Source organism: Actinomycetospora sp. CA-101289, assembly GCF_050955895.1.
Classification (GTDB): Bacteria; Actinomycetota; Actinomycetes; order Mycobacteriales; family Pseudonocardiaceae; genus Actinomycetospora.
This window is the reverse complement of record NZ_CP192093.1, coordinates 3239358-3253946: the sequence shown is the minus strand read 5'-3', so window position 1 is coordinate 3253946 and position 14589 is coordinate 3239358. Positions and strand designations below refer to the sequence as shown.

General features: G+C 74.2%; 13 protein-coding genes and 1 pseudogene. 5 read left to right on the top strand and 9 right to left on the bottom strand.

The window, feature by feature from the left end:
- The first annotated feature begins 84 nt into the window (after window positions 1-84).
- Entirely contained in the window at window positions 85-408 is a 324-nt protein-coding gene (locus tag ACQPX6_RS16295; protein ID WP_433781278.1) for a hypothetical protein, read from the top strand.
- Window positions 409-494: 86 nt separating this feature from the next.
- On the opposite strand, the gene ACQPX6_RS16290 is transcribed toward ACQPX6_RS16295, so the two are convergent.
- Window positions 495-1991, bottom strand: coding sequence for an MFS transporter (locus ACQPX6_RS16290; RefSeq protein WP_433781277.1), 1497 nt, complete (start codon window positions 1989-1991; stop codon window positions 495-497).
- A 131-nt stretch (window positions 1992-2122) separates the two neighbouring features.
- Here ACQPX6_RS16290 and ACQPX6_RS16285 point away from each other — a divergent pair, with 131 nt between their 5' ends.
- Both ACQPX6_RS16285 and ACQPX6_RS16280 read left to right on the top strand, forming a co-directional pair.
- Window positions 2123-2716, top strand: a complete 594-nt coding sequence (locus ACQPX6_RS16285; protein ID WP_433781276.1) for a dihydrofolate reductase family protein — start codon at window positions 2123-2125, stop codon at window positions 2714-2716.
- 110 nt (window positions 2717-2826) lie between these two features.
- Window positions 2827-4383, top strand: a complete 1557-nt coding sequence (locus tag ACQPX6_RS16280; RefSeq protein WP_433781275.1) for an acetolactate synthase large subunit — start codon at window positions 2827-2829, stop codon at window positions 4381-4383.
- Window positions 4384-4390: 7 nt separating this feature from the next.
- Here ACQPX6_RS16280 and ACQPX6_RS16275 read toward each other — a convergent pair whose 3' ends face one another.
- From ACQPX6_RS16275 to ACQPX6_RS16265, 3 genes and pseudogenes are all read right to left on the bottom strand, one after another.
- Complete coding sequence (locus ACQPX6_RS16275; protein WP_433781274.1) at window positions 4391-4927, bottom strand: hypothetical protein; 537 nt, start codon at window positions 4925-4927, stop codon at window positions 4391-4393.
- A gap of 94 nt (window positions 4928-5021) precedes the next feature.
- A complete protein-coding gene (locus ACQPX6_RS16270) occupies window positions 5022-5309 on the bottom strand; it encodes a dihydrofolate reductase family protein (RefSeq protein ID WP_433781273.1) in 288 nt (95 codons plus the stop codon).
- Between the two features lie 85 nt (window positions 5310-5394).
- A pseudogene (locus ACQPX6_RS16265) lies at window positions 5395-5562 on the bottom strand (dihydrofolate reductase family protein); the annotation flags it as partial.
- A gap of 312 nt (window positions 5563-5874) precedes the next feature.
- Here ACQPX6_RS16265 and ACQPX6_RS16260 point away from each other — a divergent pair.
- Window positions 5875-9060 (top strand): Ig-like domain-containing protein, encoded by a 3186-nt coding sequence (locus ACQPX6_RS16260; RefSeq protein ID WP_433781272.1) that lies wholly within the window; start codon window positions 5875-5877, stop codon window positions 9058-9060.
- A gap of 19 nt (window positions 9061-9079) precedes the next feature.
- Here ACQPX6_RS16260 and ACQPX6_RS16255 read toward each other — a convergent pair whose 3' ends face one another.
- From ACQPX6_RS16255 to ACQPX6_RS16235, 5 genes are read right to left on the bottom strand one after another with little or no spacing between them, the layout of a single operon-like run.
- Window positions 9080-9631: a VOC family protein gene (locus ACQPX6_RS16255; RefSeq protein WP_433781270.1), complete on the bottom strand. Its 552-nt coding sequence runs from the start codon at window positions 9629-9631 to the stop codon at window positions 9080-9082.
- Complete coding sequence (locus ACQPX6_RS16250; protein WP_433781269.1) at window positions 9628-10638, bottom strand: LLM class flavin-dependent oxidoreductase; 1011 nt, start codon at window positions 10636-10638, stop codon at window positions 9628-9630. Before ACQPX6_RS16250 ends, ACQPX6_RS16255 begins: the two co-directional genes overlap by 4 nt.
- Window positions 10635-11012 carry a nuclear transport factor 2 family protein gene (locus ACQPX6_RS16245; protein ID WP_433781268.1) on the bottom strand — a complete coding sequence of 126 codons (378 nt, stop codon included), beginning with the start codon at window positions 11010-11012 and terminating at the stop codon, window positions 10635-10637. Before ACQPX6_RS16245 ends, ACQPX6_RS16250 begins: the two co-directional genes overlap by 4 nt.
- Window positions 11009-12118 (bottom strand): LLM class flavin-dependent oxidoreductase, encoded by a 1110-nt coding sequence (locus tag ACQPX6_RS16240; protein WP_433781267.1) that lies wholly within the window; start codon window positions 12116-12118, stop codon window positions 11009-11011. Before ACQPX6_RS16240 ends, ACQPX6_RS16245 begins: the two co-directional genes overlap by 4 nt.
- Window positions 12119-13510 (bottom strand): phytoene desaturase family protein, encoded by a 1392-nt coding sequence (locus ACQPX6_RS16235; protein ID WP_433781266.1) that lies wholly within the window; start codon window positions 13508-13510, stop codon window positions 12119-12121.
- Window positions 13511-13593: 83 nt separating this feature from the next.
- Between ACQPX6_RS16235 and ACQPX6_RS16230 the strand changes: the two genes are divergently transcribed.
- Complete coding sequence (locus ACQPX6_RS16230; protein WP_433781265.1) at window positions 13594-14472, top strand: LLM class flavin-dependent oxidoreductase; 879 nt, start codon at window positions 13594-13596, stop codon at window positions 14470-14472.
- Window positions 14473-14589: the final 117 nt, after the last annotated feature.

Genomic DNA, 14589 nt, shown 5'->3' with positions numbered 1-14589 from the left:
GGGGGACCTCCGTGTTGGTTGTTCCTTCAACCATAGGCCCGACGTCGTCCGGCCCGCGCGGCGGCGGCACGTAGCGTGGACGTGATGACGACGAAGAAGAGCACGGCAGGGACGTCGGTGCCCGGCGCGGGCTGGGTGCGTCCGTGGATGCAGCTCGTCGAGCTCTCGTGGTCGGTGCCGGTGGTCATCGGCTACCGGACGGCCCGGATCGTGGCCGGCGGGTGGCCGCCGAGCGCTCGGGACCGCCGGGAGCTGACGCGGATGGTGCAGGAGAAGGTCGAGACCTTGGGCAAGGTCGCCGTCGCCGCGGTGACGACGCCGCCGAAGGACACGGCGCGGGCGGTCGGCAACGTCGTCGCCCCGGTGCACCGCACCGTCGTGGCCAACCGTCGCCGACTGCTGCGCTGACCCCCGCGGCTACCCGTTGCCCGGGGCGGGTGCAGCCCGAGAGGGCCTGCCACGGCATCTCCTCCGACCCGCACGGTGCTGACCGACTAGTCGATATCGCTTGGCTGGACCGGGAGGGTGTGGGTCGTCGACGCGGCCGCGGCGGCGTAGTCGACGGCGTGCGGACGACCCGGCCGGCGGGCCGAGACGACGGCGAACACGATGCTCGACGCCGCGAAGATCGTGAGCGCGATGCAGGCCTGGGAGAACCCGTCGGCGAGCGCGGCGGCGGTCGACTCGCCCGCGGCGGTGCTCGTCGCGATGCCGGTGCTGTAGATGCCGGACGCGACGGCGGTCATGACGGCGCCGCCCACGTACCGGGCCATGTTGGAGATGCCCGAGGCCTGGCCCACCTGTGCGGGGGTGACGCAGGAGGTGGAGACCGACGTCGCCGGCCCGTTGGTCAGCGATAGCCCGGCCGCGATGGCCAGCAGCGGCAGGAGGAACACGCCGTAACCCCAGGTCGGGGCGACCGCGACGAGCAGCAGGAAGCCGACGGTCAGCAGCAGGAACCCGCCCAGGACGACGGGGCGGGCACCGAAGCGGTGGGCCAGCGGGGTGACCGCCGGCGCCACGAGGATCACGACGGCGGCGAGCGGCAGCATCGCGAGGCCCGCGACGAGGCTCGAGAAGCCGAGCGTCTCGGGGGCCTGGAAGTAGAGGCTGAGCAGGAAGCTCAGGGCGGCGATCGCCCCGGCCCCGACGAAGATCACCCACGTCGAGACGACGAGCTGCCGGTTGCGCAGCACGTGGAGGTCGACCAGCGGGGACGCCACCCGTCGCTCGACGACCACGAAGCCGATCGCGGCGGCCACCGTGAGGACCAGGCAGGCCAGGGTCGGCAGCGAGAGCCAGCCCCAGTTCGGGCCCTCGGTCATCGCGAACACGAACGGCACCAGGACGCCGGCGATGAGCACGGTGCCGGCCCAGTCGATGGTCGGCGCGCGGTGGGGATCGCGGGACTCGGCCACGCCGCGCAGGGCGATCGGGACGCAGACCGCCGCGACCGCCGCGTCGATCCAGAACAGGCCCTGCCAGCCCGCGAGCTCGTTGAGCACGCCCCCGAGCACCGGGCCACCGGCGGCGCCGGCCGCGGCGGCGGCGCCCCACAGCGTCACGGCGCGCATCTGGGCCTGGCCCGACGAGGCCACCGAGAGCAGGCTCAGCCCGCAGGCGAGGATCGTCGACCCCGCGGCGCCCTGGATCAGCCGGCCGATCACGACCATCTCGCCGGTCTGCGCCAGCGCGATCAGCACGCACGACGCGACGAACAGCGCCAGGCCGCCCACGAAGACGCGCCGCCGCCCGAAGACGTCGCCCATCGCGCCCGAGGTGACGATGACGGCCGCCCCGACCAGCAGGTACCCGGTCACCGCCCACTGCAGCGTGGCCACCGAGGTCTGGAGGTCGGCGCTGATCGAGGGCAGCAGGATGCTGACCGCGGAGGTGTTCGCGTTCACCACCAGGGTCGACACGCACGCCACGACCATGACGGCCCGGTCGGGGCGGAGCCCGGTGCTCGCGGTGCCGGTGTCTGTCGCCATCGGGCGAGCGTGGGTCCCGGCGCGGCCGCCCGCATCACCCGGATCGGACGATGTCGAAAACGCGGGGGTCCCGTTCGTCGCCGTGGTGAGGGACCGGCGACGGGCCGGTCCCCGCGACCCCGGAGGTACCGATGACCGCCACCTACACGTTCGACGTCTTCTCCTCGCTCGACGGCTACGGCTCGCACGGGCCCGACGGCGACTGGGGCGGCTACTGGGGCAAGCAGGGCCCCGAGCTGCTCGAGCACCGCCTCGCCTCGTTCGAGACCCCGCACCGGATGGTCTTCGGGGCCACCACGTTCCGGCAGTTCGTCGAGATGCTCGGCGAGAGCACCGAGGACTCCGACGTCCGCGACGCCTGGGTCACCCGGATGCGGAACATGCCGATGACGGTCGTGTCGTCCACGATCGAGGGCCCCGTCGACTGGCCGGACGCCACCGTCGCGCCCGGCGACGGCGTCGAGACCGTCGCCCGGCTCAAGGAGGAGTCCGACGTGCCGCTGCGCTCGCACGGCAGCCTGTCGCTGAACTGGGCGCTCATGGCCGCGGGCCTCGTCGACCGGCTCCAGGTGACGGTCTTCCCCGTGGTCACGGGCCGGACCGGCACCGACCCGATCTTCGGGGGCGCCGACGACTTCGACCTCGAGCTGCTCGAGCACCGGACGCTCGACGGCGACATCCAGGAGCTCGTCTACCGCCCGACGCTGCACGTGAACAGGCCCTGACGTGCCGGGGGAGTGACCCCCGGGTTCCCCCGCAGGCGATCACCGTGTGAGGTGGGGGCCATGAGGACATCGCCGTGCTCCCCGTCCCGCCGCCTGCCGGGGCGGGAGGCGTGAGGGGCGCCGAGGCGCTGGTCGGCTCGCTGGTCGGGGCGGGCGTCGACGTCTGCTTCATGAACCCCGGCACCTCCGAGATGCACTTCGTCCAGGCCCTGGACTCGGTCCCGGAGATGCGCGGGGTCCTCACCCTCTTCGAGGGCGTGGCGACCGGGGCGGCCGACGCGCACGCCCGCCTCACCGGCCGGCCCGCCGCGGTCCTGCTGCACCTGGGACCGGGGCTCGGCAACGGCCTGGCCAACCTGCACAACGCCCGCCGGGCGGGCACCCCGCTGCTGCTGGTCGTCGGCGCGCACGCCACCGGTCACGTGCGCCACGACGCACCGCTGGAGTCCGACATCACCGCCCTCGCCCGCACCGTGTCGGGCTGGGTGCACACCAGCGGCGACGTCCGGGACGTGGCCGACGACGCCGTGCGCGCGGTGGCGGCCACCTCGGAGCACGGCGGCCAGGTCGCGACGCTGGTGCTGCCGGCGGACGTGTCGTGGTCCGAGGGCGCCGCCCTGGCGCCCGCGCTGCCGGTCACCGCCCCGTACCCGCCGGCGCCGTCGCGGGTGGCCGCCGCCGCGGACGCGGTGCGCGCCCCGGGCGCGGTGATGCTGCTGGGCGGGCCGGCGCTGACCGCGGACGCGATGGACGCCGCGGGCCGGATCGCGGCCGCCACCGGGACCCGCCTGCTGGTGGAGACGTTCCCGCGGCGCTGGGACACCGGCGCCGGCCGCCCACGGGTGGACAAGCTGGGCTACTTCGCCGAGGACGCGATCGCGCAGCTCGACGGCGCGACGTCGCTGGTCCTGGCCGGGGCCCGGTCCCCGGTGTCGTTCTTCGGCTACCCCGGGGTGCCCGGCGACCTCGTGCCCGAGGGCGCCGCGGTGGTCGGGCTGGCCGACACGGCGTCCGACGTGGCCGGGGCGCTGGCGGCGCTCGCGGCCGAGGTGGCGCCCGACGCGGTGGCCGAGCCGGCCCCGCGCCACGCGCCCGAGCCACCGCCCGGGCAACTCGACGTGCGCTCGCTGTGCGCCGCGGTCGCCGCGACCCTGCCCGAGGGCGCCGTCGTGGTCGACGAGTCGCTCACCGCCGCGGCCGCGCTCGCCCCGGCGCTGCAGACCGCCGCCCCGCACACGCAGCTGGCACTGACCGGCGGGGCGATCGGCCAGGGTCCGCCCGCGGCGCTGGGGGCGGCGGTCGCGGCCCCGGACCGGCCGGTGGTCGCGGTGCAGGCCGACGGCAGCGCGCTCTACACGCTGCAGGCGCTGTGGTCGCAGGCCCGCGAGCAGCTCGACGTGACCACCGTGATCATCAACAACTCGGCCTACGCGATCCTGCGCGTGGAGCTGGCCCGGACCGGGGCGGGGGAGGCAGCCCACTCCGGGCGCGCCGGCCGGATGCTCACCCTCGCCGACCCGACGCCGGACTTCGTGGCCCTGGCGACGGGGTACGGCGTCCCGGCGCGCCGGGTGGAGACCACCGAGGACCTCCTCGAGGCACTGCGGTGGGCCCAGGGCGAGCCGGGGCCGCACCTCGTCGAGGCGATCGTGCCGGCCGTGGGCTGAGCTCCGCTCAGGCGGTCGCCCACCGGGAGACGACGGCGAGCGCCTCCTTGTCCGCCGGCCTCAGGCCCGGCTCGGCCGCCGCCGCGCTCACGGCCGCCTCGCGCTCGGCCCCGTCGGGGCCGGTGAGCGCGTGGACGTGGTCGACCAGCGTCCGGAGGTAGCCCTTGCCGTCGCGGCGGCCGTTCGCGGAGCGGCCCAGGGCGTTCCGGAGGGTCTCGGAGTGCGGGCGCTCGTTGTCGGGGATCCACTGCGCGTCGAAGCCCGTGACGAGGCGGTCGAGGTCGGCCTCGGCCACCTGCCCGTCCTCGGCCAGCGCGGCCACCGAGCCGAGGAGCTGGGCGCGGACGCCGCCGGCATCGTCGTCGATCATCGTGCACCAGCCCAGGACCGTGCCGACGGTCGGCGCGGTGTCCCGGGGGAGGGCGCCCTCGCGCCACCAGTCCGCCGGGGTGCCGGCCCAGGGGCGGCGGACGTCGCGGTCGTCGTCGGACAGGGCGTGGAAGAGCTGGCGGAGCCGGTCGGGACCGACCTCCCCCTCGCTCACGCCGTGGCTCCCGGGTCCGTCGTGGCTGTCATGTGTCCCGTCCCTGCATCGCCGTCGATGAGCCTGATCATCCTCGCAGCGCCTCCCGCGGATGTCAGTGCGGCGGCCCGGCGAGCACCCGGGGCACGTACTCCAGCATCTGGAGCCGGCCGTCGAACAGCCGGCTCCCGACCAGGTCGAGGGCGACGTCGGGGTAGTCGTCGAAGAGACGATCGGTCCCCGTGGCGCCGTTGATCACCGGGAAGACGACCACCCGGAGGCGGTCCACCACACCGGCGCGGAGCAACGACCGGCCCAGGCTCAGGCTGCCGAGTGTGCGCAGGGGCCGCGACTCGCGCTGCTTCATCGCGCGGACCGCCTCGACGGCGTCCCCGCCGACCACGTCGGTGTTCGCCCACGACAGCGGCGCCCAGGGTGGACGAGAACACCACCTTCGGCGTCGCGGTCAGGGCGGCGAACCCGGGATCGTCGCCCATCTCGGCGGCGAACCCCGACATCAGTCGGTACGTCCTGGCCCCCAGGAGCGCCACGTGCTCGTTCTCGCCCGCCTCCTCGATGAAGGCGAGGTACTCGGGCCCCTCCATGCCCCAGAGCCCGGGCCAGCCCTCTGCGGCCCCGTAGCCGTCCAGAGACATGATCAGGTCCACCATGAGGTTCGACATCGGACCTTCCCTCCTGTCGTTTCGTCAACTTGTCGGTTGACTATAGGTATCGTTCTAGGACCGGAGAGTCAAGAAGGAGGACCCGTCAGCAGCTCGGCGCTCGAGCACGTGGGGTAACGACTAGGCCTGATCATCACGATGCTCACCCGAACGGCTCGGCTCCGGGGTGGACGGAGTCGCCACAGCTGTCGCCGCAGTGTGAGTGACGTTGGGCTGGCCGGGTGAACCACGGCGAGAGTCCAGCCGAGGGACACGCGGGCGCGGCATCGACGGGGGGAGCGACCGGTGAAGAAGCAGACCGCGCAGACGGGGAAGACCGCACGAACGGCCCGGGCGGCCAGGCGGCGCGCGGCGCGGGCGGCGAAGACCACGGCGTCCTCGCGGGCGGCGCAGACCGCCGTGGCCGCGGCGATCGGCGCCGGCATCCTCCTGCACGGCGGCCAGCCCGCCGACGGTGTGGTGACCTCGGCCGGAACGCTCGTGCAGGTCGCCGTCACCGTCCCCGTCGACGACGGCGCAGACGCGCCGAGCAGCGGGTCGGCGAGCGCGGCACCCGAGAGCGACGGGTCGGACGCCGCCGACCCCGCACCCGTCGAGCCGGGCGACGACGCCGGCACGGACGGTCCCGACACCGACGACCCCGCGACGGACGACCCCGCGACGGACGACCCCGCGACGGACGACCCCGCGACGGACGACCCCGCGACGGACGACCCCGCGACGGACGACCCCGCGACGGACGACGGGGGCACGGCGGACACGTCGGGCACGGGGGCGCCGCCGACCACGGAGCCCGCCGGCACCCCCGGCGACGGTGCCGGAGCGGACGACGAGGACGGGCCGGCCGACACGGACGCCGGCGGGCCCGCACCGGCCACGCCCGCGGCCGCCGTCCTGCCGTCGCCCGGGAACGCCGCGACCGCCACGACCGGGGCCGCCGCCGCGCCTGCCGTGGCGCCCAGCGCGGCCGCGACGACCCCCGGCCCCACACCGACCGCACGGACGACCTCGGGCCGCCCGCCCTCCGCGGGGCACGCGACGCCGGCGCCCCGCAGCGCACTGGCCCGCGCCGTGCTCGCTTGGTTCGGTGGCGGACCGGCCGCGGTGTCCGGGCCCTCGGCCCCGTCCACCTCGGCGGCGCTCCTGCTGGCGCAGTGGGCGTGGTTCCGCCGCGGCGAGAACCCGCTGTTCAACCAGAGCCCCGTCGTGCGTCCCGGCCAGACCGGGGGGCCGAGCACGGGCGAGGTCGTCGGCACTGTCGAGGCGACCGACCCCGACCGTGACCGCCTGACCTACACGCTCGCCCAGGCACCCAGCCGGGGCCGGATCGTGGTGAACCCCGACGGCAGCTACGTGTACACGCCGGACGCCGAGCTGGCGCGCACGGGCGGGACGGTGACCTTCACCGTCGCCGTCCGCGACAACGACCCGAAGGCACCCGGGCTCGGCGGCTTCACCGGGCTCCTGCACGACGCGCTCGCCGTCCGGCACCCCGCCCTGGCCGACCGCCTCTTCGGCGCCCACGTCGTCACCACGGTCGTGACCGTGGACGTCACCGGGACGGCCGTCGTGGCGCCTGACCCGGACACCCGCACCGACCCCGCGACCGGCGTGGTCACCGGCCACGTCGGGCCCGACGACGGCATCGCGCGGACCTACACGATCACGACGCCACCGGCCGGGGGCCGGGTCGTGATCGACCGGTTCGGCGACTACGTGTACACGCCCAGCAGGGCGGCCCAGGAGGCCGCGGCTGACACCCCCGGCGACGAGTACGACTCCTTCACCGTGACTGTCACCGACTCCGGTGGAGCTGTCGACCAGCGCCGGGGGTTCGCACTGCTCGCCGTCGACGAGGGCGCCGAGTACACCGAGACCGTGCCGGTCGACGCGCTCACGACGAGCGCGCCGGTCGCGCCGTCGCACACCGTCCCGATCAGCCCGAACGGGCGGCCCGTGCCCAGCCCGGACGGTCGGCACGCCGTCGTGACCAGCTACGACACCGGATCGATCGTCGTGGTGGACGGGGTGACCGGCGTCGCTACGACCGTCGCCGCGACCGGCGCGTCGCCCACCGAGGCCGTGTTCAGCCCCGACTCCCGGTACGCCTACGTCTACAACCAGGACGACGCCACCGTCTTCATGATCGACGTCGCGAGCGGCGCCCTCTTGCGGACGATCCCCACCGGCGGAGGCTCGACCGAGATGAACCCCGACGGCCGTCACCTCGACGTGCTCAACCGTGAGGTCGGCACGATCACCACCATCGACCTGACCGACGGCTCCAGCGCCACCCTCCCCGCCGGCCTCGCCGACGACGTCCGCGTGTACAGCCCGGACGGGAGCCGGTCGTACTACCTCGACGAGGACGAGGGGATCGTGTCGGTCTACGACACGGCGTCGAACGAGGTCGTCGCCACGATCCCCGGCGTCGTCGGCCGCAACCTGGTCGTCAGCCCGGACGGCGGACACGCCGTGGTCTACGACTACGGCAGCGGGACCATGACAGTGATCGACACCGTCGCGAACCGCGCCGTCGGCACGACCGACGTCGGCCGCCTCCCGTTCCCCGTGCAGTTCAGTCCGGACGGCAGCCGGGTGTTCGTGACCAGCCGCACCGACCGGACGGTGACCGTGGTCGACACGGCGACGGCGGAGCTGCTCGGCACCCTCTCGCTGGCGACGTCCCCGGACTCCGTGGAGGCGAACTCCCGCGAGGTCCGGTTCTCCCCGGACGGGAGCCGCGCGTACGTGGCCGACATCGCCGGGAACACGGTGTCCGTGATCGACGTCGCGACCGGCGACACGGTGGGCGTGATCGGGGTGGAGCAGCCCGGTGAGCTGCGGCTCAGCCCGGACGGCACGCGCATCTACGTCACCTCCGGTCCCGGCGACGGGGATCGGTCGGTGACGACGATCGACACCGCGACGAACGCGGTCGTCGGCACCGCCGCCGCCGGCCTGTACGCGAGCGATCCCGTGATCACGCCCGACGGTGCCCGCGTCTACGTCACGAACGGCGGCGACGGGACGGTGACCGCCCTCGACACGGCCACCGGGGCGACGAGGACCATCACCCTCGGCGGCTACCCCGGCGACCTGGTGCTCAGCCCGGACGGACGCCGCCTCTACGTCTCCGCCGGCGGCGACGGGATGGTCACGATCATCGACACGGCCGACGACACGGTGGTGAAGACCGTGTCCGTCGAGGGCTACCCGCGGGTGGAGTTCACCGCGGACGGCCGGTACGCCTACTCCGGCCACTTCTACGACCAGGGCCCCGACGCCGCGATCACGCTCATCAGCACGGCCGACGACCGGGTCTCGACCATCCCGGCTCCCCAGCTGGACTACCCGGTGTTCAGCGCCGACGGCCGCTACGTCTACGTCGGGACCGACACCGACCTGATGATCGTGGACCTCGGGGAGGTGCCGCCCGCCGCGGGAGCCGCGGACGTCCGCGCGGCGTGACGGCCGCCCGGGGAGCGGCTCATCCCTCGCGCAGCACGGCCTGCTCGTCGTCGGTGAACACGACGCGGCCGGCGAGCACGTCGTCGAGCGTGATCCCCGAGGGCGGGGGCTCGTCCCAGCGCACCGTCGTGTCGGTGAGCTGGAGCAGCGTCCCGAGGCCCGAGCGCGGGCGCACGAACGCCTCGCGCCAGTGCGGGTTGCCGAGGTCGACGTCGACGACCTCGTAGCCGCACCCCGTCAGCCGGGCCACGGCGACCTCGACGTCGGCGAAGATCAGGGTGATGTGGTGGACGCCGGGCCCGCGGCGCTCCAGGAACCGCGCCACCGGGGCGTCGTCGCGCAGCGGCGAGATGAGCTCGATCTTCATCCCGCCGGGCAGGACGAGCTGCACGATGCGGATCCCCTGGCGGTCGTTGTCCCCGCCGAACAGGAACCGCCCGCCCAGGGCGCCGCCGAACAGCGCGACGCCGTCGCGCGGGTCGTGCAGGGCCACCGCGACGTGGTCGGTCCGCAGCAGTCCCGCGTCGGGGGGCACCGACGCGACGGTGTCGTCGACCGACGGCCCGGTCACGAGCGCACCGCCGCGGCCGCGGCGAGCCGTTCGATGGTCTGCACGGGCCCCTCCGGGTCTCCGGGCACCGCGCCCGGGGTGAGCGCGATCGGCAGGTCCACGCCGGCCGTGCGCATCTCGGCGACCCGGCGGGCGACGTCCGTCCCGATGCCGAGCGCGCACATCGCGTCGACGGCGGCGTCGTCCACGGCGCCGAGCGCCGCGCGCCGGTCGCCGGCGGACCACGCCTCCGCGGCCGCGTCGAGGCCGGCGAAGCTCCCGCGGAACGACGGGCGGTGCGTCGGCACCATCGCGTACTGGAGCACGAAGCGGCGCAGCCGCTCGCGGGCCTCGTCGTTCCGGTCGCCGGCGTAGGCCCAGAAGGACGCGGCGATGCCGACCTCGTCGGGGTCCCGGCCGGCCGCGCGGGCGCCCTCGCGGACCAGCGCGATCTTCGGCCCGTACTCGGCGGGCGGGGTCCAGGTCAGGAACGCGACGTCGGCGACCGCGCCGGCGAGGCGCAGCATCCGCGGGTTCATCGCCGCGAGCACGATCGGGACGTCCACCGGGGCGAGCGCCGCCCGGAACCCGTGCGAGCGCACGTGGGCCCCGTCGATCGCGGTGCGCTCCCCGCGGAACACGGTGCGCAGGGCGCCGACGTACTCCTCGATCCGCGCGCGGGGCGCGTCGAACGCCAGCCCGTGCCACTGCTCGACGACGATCGGGCTCGAGGCCCCGATGCCCGCCAGCACCCGGCCCGGGGCGAGCGAGGCCAGCGTCGTGAAGCCCATCGCGGTGAGCACCGCGCTGCGCTGGTAGATCCCGACGATGCCGCTGCCCAGCCGGATGCGCCTCGTCGACGCCGCGATCATGCCGAGCATCGCGAACACCTCGGGTCCGGCGACCTCGCCGACGAGGACGTCGCTGTAGCCGCAGTCCTCGGCGAGCCGGGCGAGGTCGAGGTAGCCGCCGGCGGTGAGGCCCTCGTCCACCGGCAGCGTGACGCCGAGCCCGGTCAGCACGGTCACGACGCGCGCACCATCCGGCCCACCGCCGCCGTGTCGTACCAGCTCGACAGGCGCCGGATCGCCGTGCCGTCGTCGGTCAGGTCGAACACGTCGACGGCGTCGAAGACCACGTCGCCGCCGGCCTGGTTCCGGCCGGTGAAACGGATCTCGACGAGGACGACGGAGCCGGCGACGACGACGCGGGTGGGCTCGTCGTGGTGGACGGGCAGCGCCGCGAGGACCCGCGGGAAGTGGGCCACGATCTCCTCGCGTCCCCGCCGCGGCGGCGCGCCGACGGCGTGCAGCTCGGCGTCGGGGGCGAAGACGTCACCGACCGCGGCCCAGTCGCCGGCGTTGACCGCGGCGAAGTAGCGGTCGACCACCGGCGGGGTCACGTGCCCAGCCTCTTGCGCAGCTCCGACATCGCGCCGAACGACCAGCGGGCGAGGCTCGGGTCGCCGAACGCCGTGATGTTCCACATCACGAGGTGCCGCAGGCCGTGGGCGACGTACTCCTCGACCTGGTCGGCGACCTCTTCGGGCGTGCCGCAGAACGCGTAGTGGCGCACCACGGCCGGCGGGATCGCGTCGATGATCCGCAGGGACTCGGCGCGGTCGATCGCGGTCGGGATGAAGTCGTGGAAGCCGGAGCCGTCGGGGTAGGGGCCTTCGACGCCGAGGTCGCGGAACACCTGCGCGGGCAGCAGGACGCACAGGGCGCGGACCAGCGGGGCCTCGGTGAGCCGCTGCACGGTCTCGGTGTCGGGGCCCATGAGCACGTAGCCGAGCATCCCCGGCGTGATCGCGTCCGGGTCGCGGTCGGCCTTCTCGGCGGACCCCCGGATCGTGCCGAGCGCGGTGCCGTACTCGGCCGGGCCCAGCTTCGTGGGCAGCCAGCCGTCGGCCTTGCGCCCGGTCAGGCGCAGCATCCGCGGGCCGTGGGCGGCGGTCCAGATCTCGGGGGGCTGCTCGCCCCACGGCCGCAGGCCGAGGACGGCCCGGTCGAGACGGTGGAACCGGCCGTCGAAGTCGACGGGCCCGTCGGCGTCCATGAGCAGGCGCATGACGTCGATGCCCTCGTCGAGCCGGGCGACCGGGGTGTCGAAGGGCATCCCGTAGGGCGTCGCGTTGAGCTGCTCGCCGCTGCCCAGCCCGATGATCGCGCGGCCCTGGGTGACGTGGTCGAGCGTCAGCGCGGTCTGGGCGGCCACGGCCGGGTGGCGGCGGATGAGGTCGGTGACGCAGACGCCGACCTTGATCCGCTCGGTGGCCGCGCCGACGACGCCCATCATCACGGCGGGGTCGAAGTAGACGTGGGGGCTGGGCTGCATGTCCGCGAGCGGGGTGAGGTCCGGGGTCCACATCGTGTCGGGGTGCCAGCCCATGAGGTGGTCGGGCCACCACACCGCGTCGAAGCCCTCGGCCTCGCTGCGCTGCGCGAACTTCACCGCCGCCGACGCGGGCGGCATGATCTGGCCGGGCACGCCGAGTTCGATCGCCACCTAGTACCGCCACCCGTCGCCGAAGGTGGCGAGGCGCCGCCCGAGGTACTCCTCGACGACCGTGACGGCGGCGCGCGCCGCGCGGTCGGTGCCGATGCCGCGGCTGCGGAACGTCTCGCCGGCGAACCACAGGCCCTCGGGGTGCGGCGGGCGCCAGTGCGGCCGGTACATCCCGACGAGCCCGGGTTTCTGGATGACGCCGAACGACGGCTCGAAGACGAGGTGCCGACGGCGCCAGACGGGCTCGGCGAACGCGGGCCACATCTGCGCGACGTCGGCCTCGAACTGCAGCATCTGCTTCCGCAGCCAGGCGCGGTCGCGGCCCTTCTCGCCGGGGAACACGCCGCCCATGACGTGCAGCTGCGTGCCCTCCGGCGAGCACGTGGGGTCCATGGCGGTCTGGTTGAACATGAACCCGGAGAGCTCGGTGTTCGGGGTCTTCAGCCACGTCGAGAGCTCGCGCGGGTCGTACTGGTGCACCGGCTCCTCGGTGGCGAGGTAGAGCCCGAGCCACGAGATCCGGAACCGGTCCTGCGCGAGGAACCTGATCTGCGCGGCGTACCAGTCGGGCAGGTCGTCCTCGTCGACGACGTTCAGCACGTGCCAGACGGGCAGCGTGCAGATGACGTGGTCGGCCTCGAGGATCTCCTCCTCGAAGAACTCGTTGGGCAGCACCCGGGGCTGGCGGGCGATCGCGACGCCCTTGGTCACGCCGTCCTCGATGACGACGCGCTCGACGGGGGTGGAGAGCCGCAGGTCGCCGCCGGCCGCGGTGAACGCGTCCGCGAGGTCGGCCCACATGCCGTCCCAGCCCTGGCCCGGCCAGCAGGAGTAGGCCGCGGTGCCGCGCTCGGCGAAGTGCATCTTGCGAACGAAGAGGTTGTCGCTGGCGGAGTGGTCCCACCAGTTGTCCGTCATGCACTCGAGCACGGTGATGAACTCGAAGAGGTCGACGACGCCCTGGTCGTCGGTGTGCTGGTGCAGCCACTGGCGCAGGGGGCGGTCGTCCCAGCGGTCGAGCTCGTCCCACTCGGTGTCCATCAGGGCCTTGATGACCTTCTTCAGCTCGCCCTTGCTGCCCGCGTAGCGGTCGCGGATCGAGCCCCAGCGGTCGTTCTCGTGGTCCCAGACGGGCATCTCGGCGGAGACCTCGCCGTGCTGCAGCGTCTTGCCGACGTGCTCGAAGACCTTCGTCAGTCCCGAGCCCGGGTCCTCGATGAGGTGGCCGCCGACGTTGACGGTGAAGCCCTCGTCGGGCACGGCCATGCCCCGCCCGCCGAGGTGGGGCGAGCGTTCGAGCAGGCAGACGCGCTTGCCCTCGACCGCCAGCAGCGACGCCGCCGTCAGCCCGGCCGCGCCGGCCCCGATGACCACGACGTCGTACTGCGCCACCGAGGCCTCCCGACTACCAAACGGACGTCCGAGAGCGTCGCAAGGGTGCGGATCGGGGTCAAGCGGCACGGCATGATGCCCTCGTGGCGACCACCCCCAAGTTCGGCTGGCTCTCCCCGGTGATCGGGAACCGCTTCAGCGACCACCGGCCCATCGCCGCCGACCAGGACACCGCGATCCTGCCGACGGCGCTGCCGCACTTCGACTCGCTCTGGATCGCCGACCACTTCTACGGCTTCGACCAGAAGACCGATCCGTTCCTCGAGGCGTGGACGACGCTGACGTGGCTCGCGGCGCGCCACGAGGGCGTCGAGCTGGTCCACCACGTGCTCGGCGTCGGCTACCGCCACCCGCCGCTGCTGGCGAAGATGGCCGCGACGCTGCAGTACCTCAGCGGCGGGCGCTTCGTGCTCGGCATCGGCGCGGGCTGGCGCGAGCCCGAGTACCTCGCCTACGGCTACGACTTCCCGCGCCCGCCGGTGCGCTTCGCCCAGCTCGAGGAGGCGATCACGATCTGCCGGCTGATGTGGACCGAGGACGACCCGTCGTTCGAGGGCCGGCACTACCGCATCGACGGCGCCGCGGCCCCGCCGCTGCCCGACCCCCCGCCGCGCGTGTGCATCGGCGCGGCCGGCGAGAAGGTCGGGCTGCCGATGGTCGGGCGGCTCGCGGACGTGTGGAACGGCCCGTTCAAGGGGGAGGCGGAGGACTTCGTCCGCCGCCGCGACATCGTCCGCCGCGCCGCCGAGGGGGCCGGCCGGGCCCCGGACGCGATCGAGGTCTCGGTGACCCTCGAGCGCGCCCTGCCCGAGAGCGACGAGGACTCATCGCGGCTCGTGGAGGAGCTCGCGGCGAAGATCGAGGTCGGCGTCGACCACTTCGTCATGGACTTCGGCAACCCGGCCTCCACGGAGCCGGTGCTGCGCTTCGCGGAGCAGGTCATGGCGCCCCTGCGCACCTAGCCCGCCCTGCTCCGGTGATCACCAGGTCGAAAAGCACCTCCGACAGGGTCCGCGAGGTGCTTTTCGACCTGCTGATCACCGTGCAGGGAACCGCGCGGGCCCCGCGCCCCTCCAACA

Excerpts from the sequence above, each read along its gene's own strand:
- ACQPX6_RS16295 (WP_433781278.1), top strand. The coding sequence starts at position 85 with ATGACGACGAAGAAGAGCACGGCAGGGACGTCGGTGCCCGGCGCGGGC.
- ACQPX6_RS16290 (WP_433781277.1), bottom strand. The coding sequence starts at position 1,991 with ATGGCGACAGACACCGGCACCGCGAGCACCGGGCTCCGCCCCGACCGG.
- ACQPX6_RS16285 (WP_433781276.1), top strand. The coding sequence starts at position 2,123 with ATGACCGCCACCTACACGTTCGACGTCTTCTCCTCGCTCGACGGCTAC.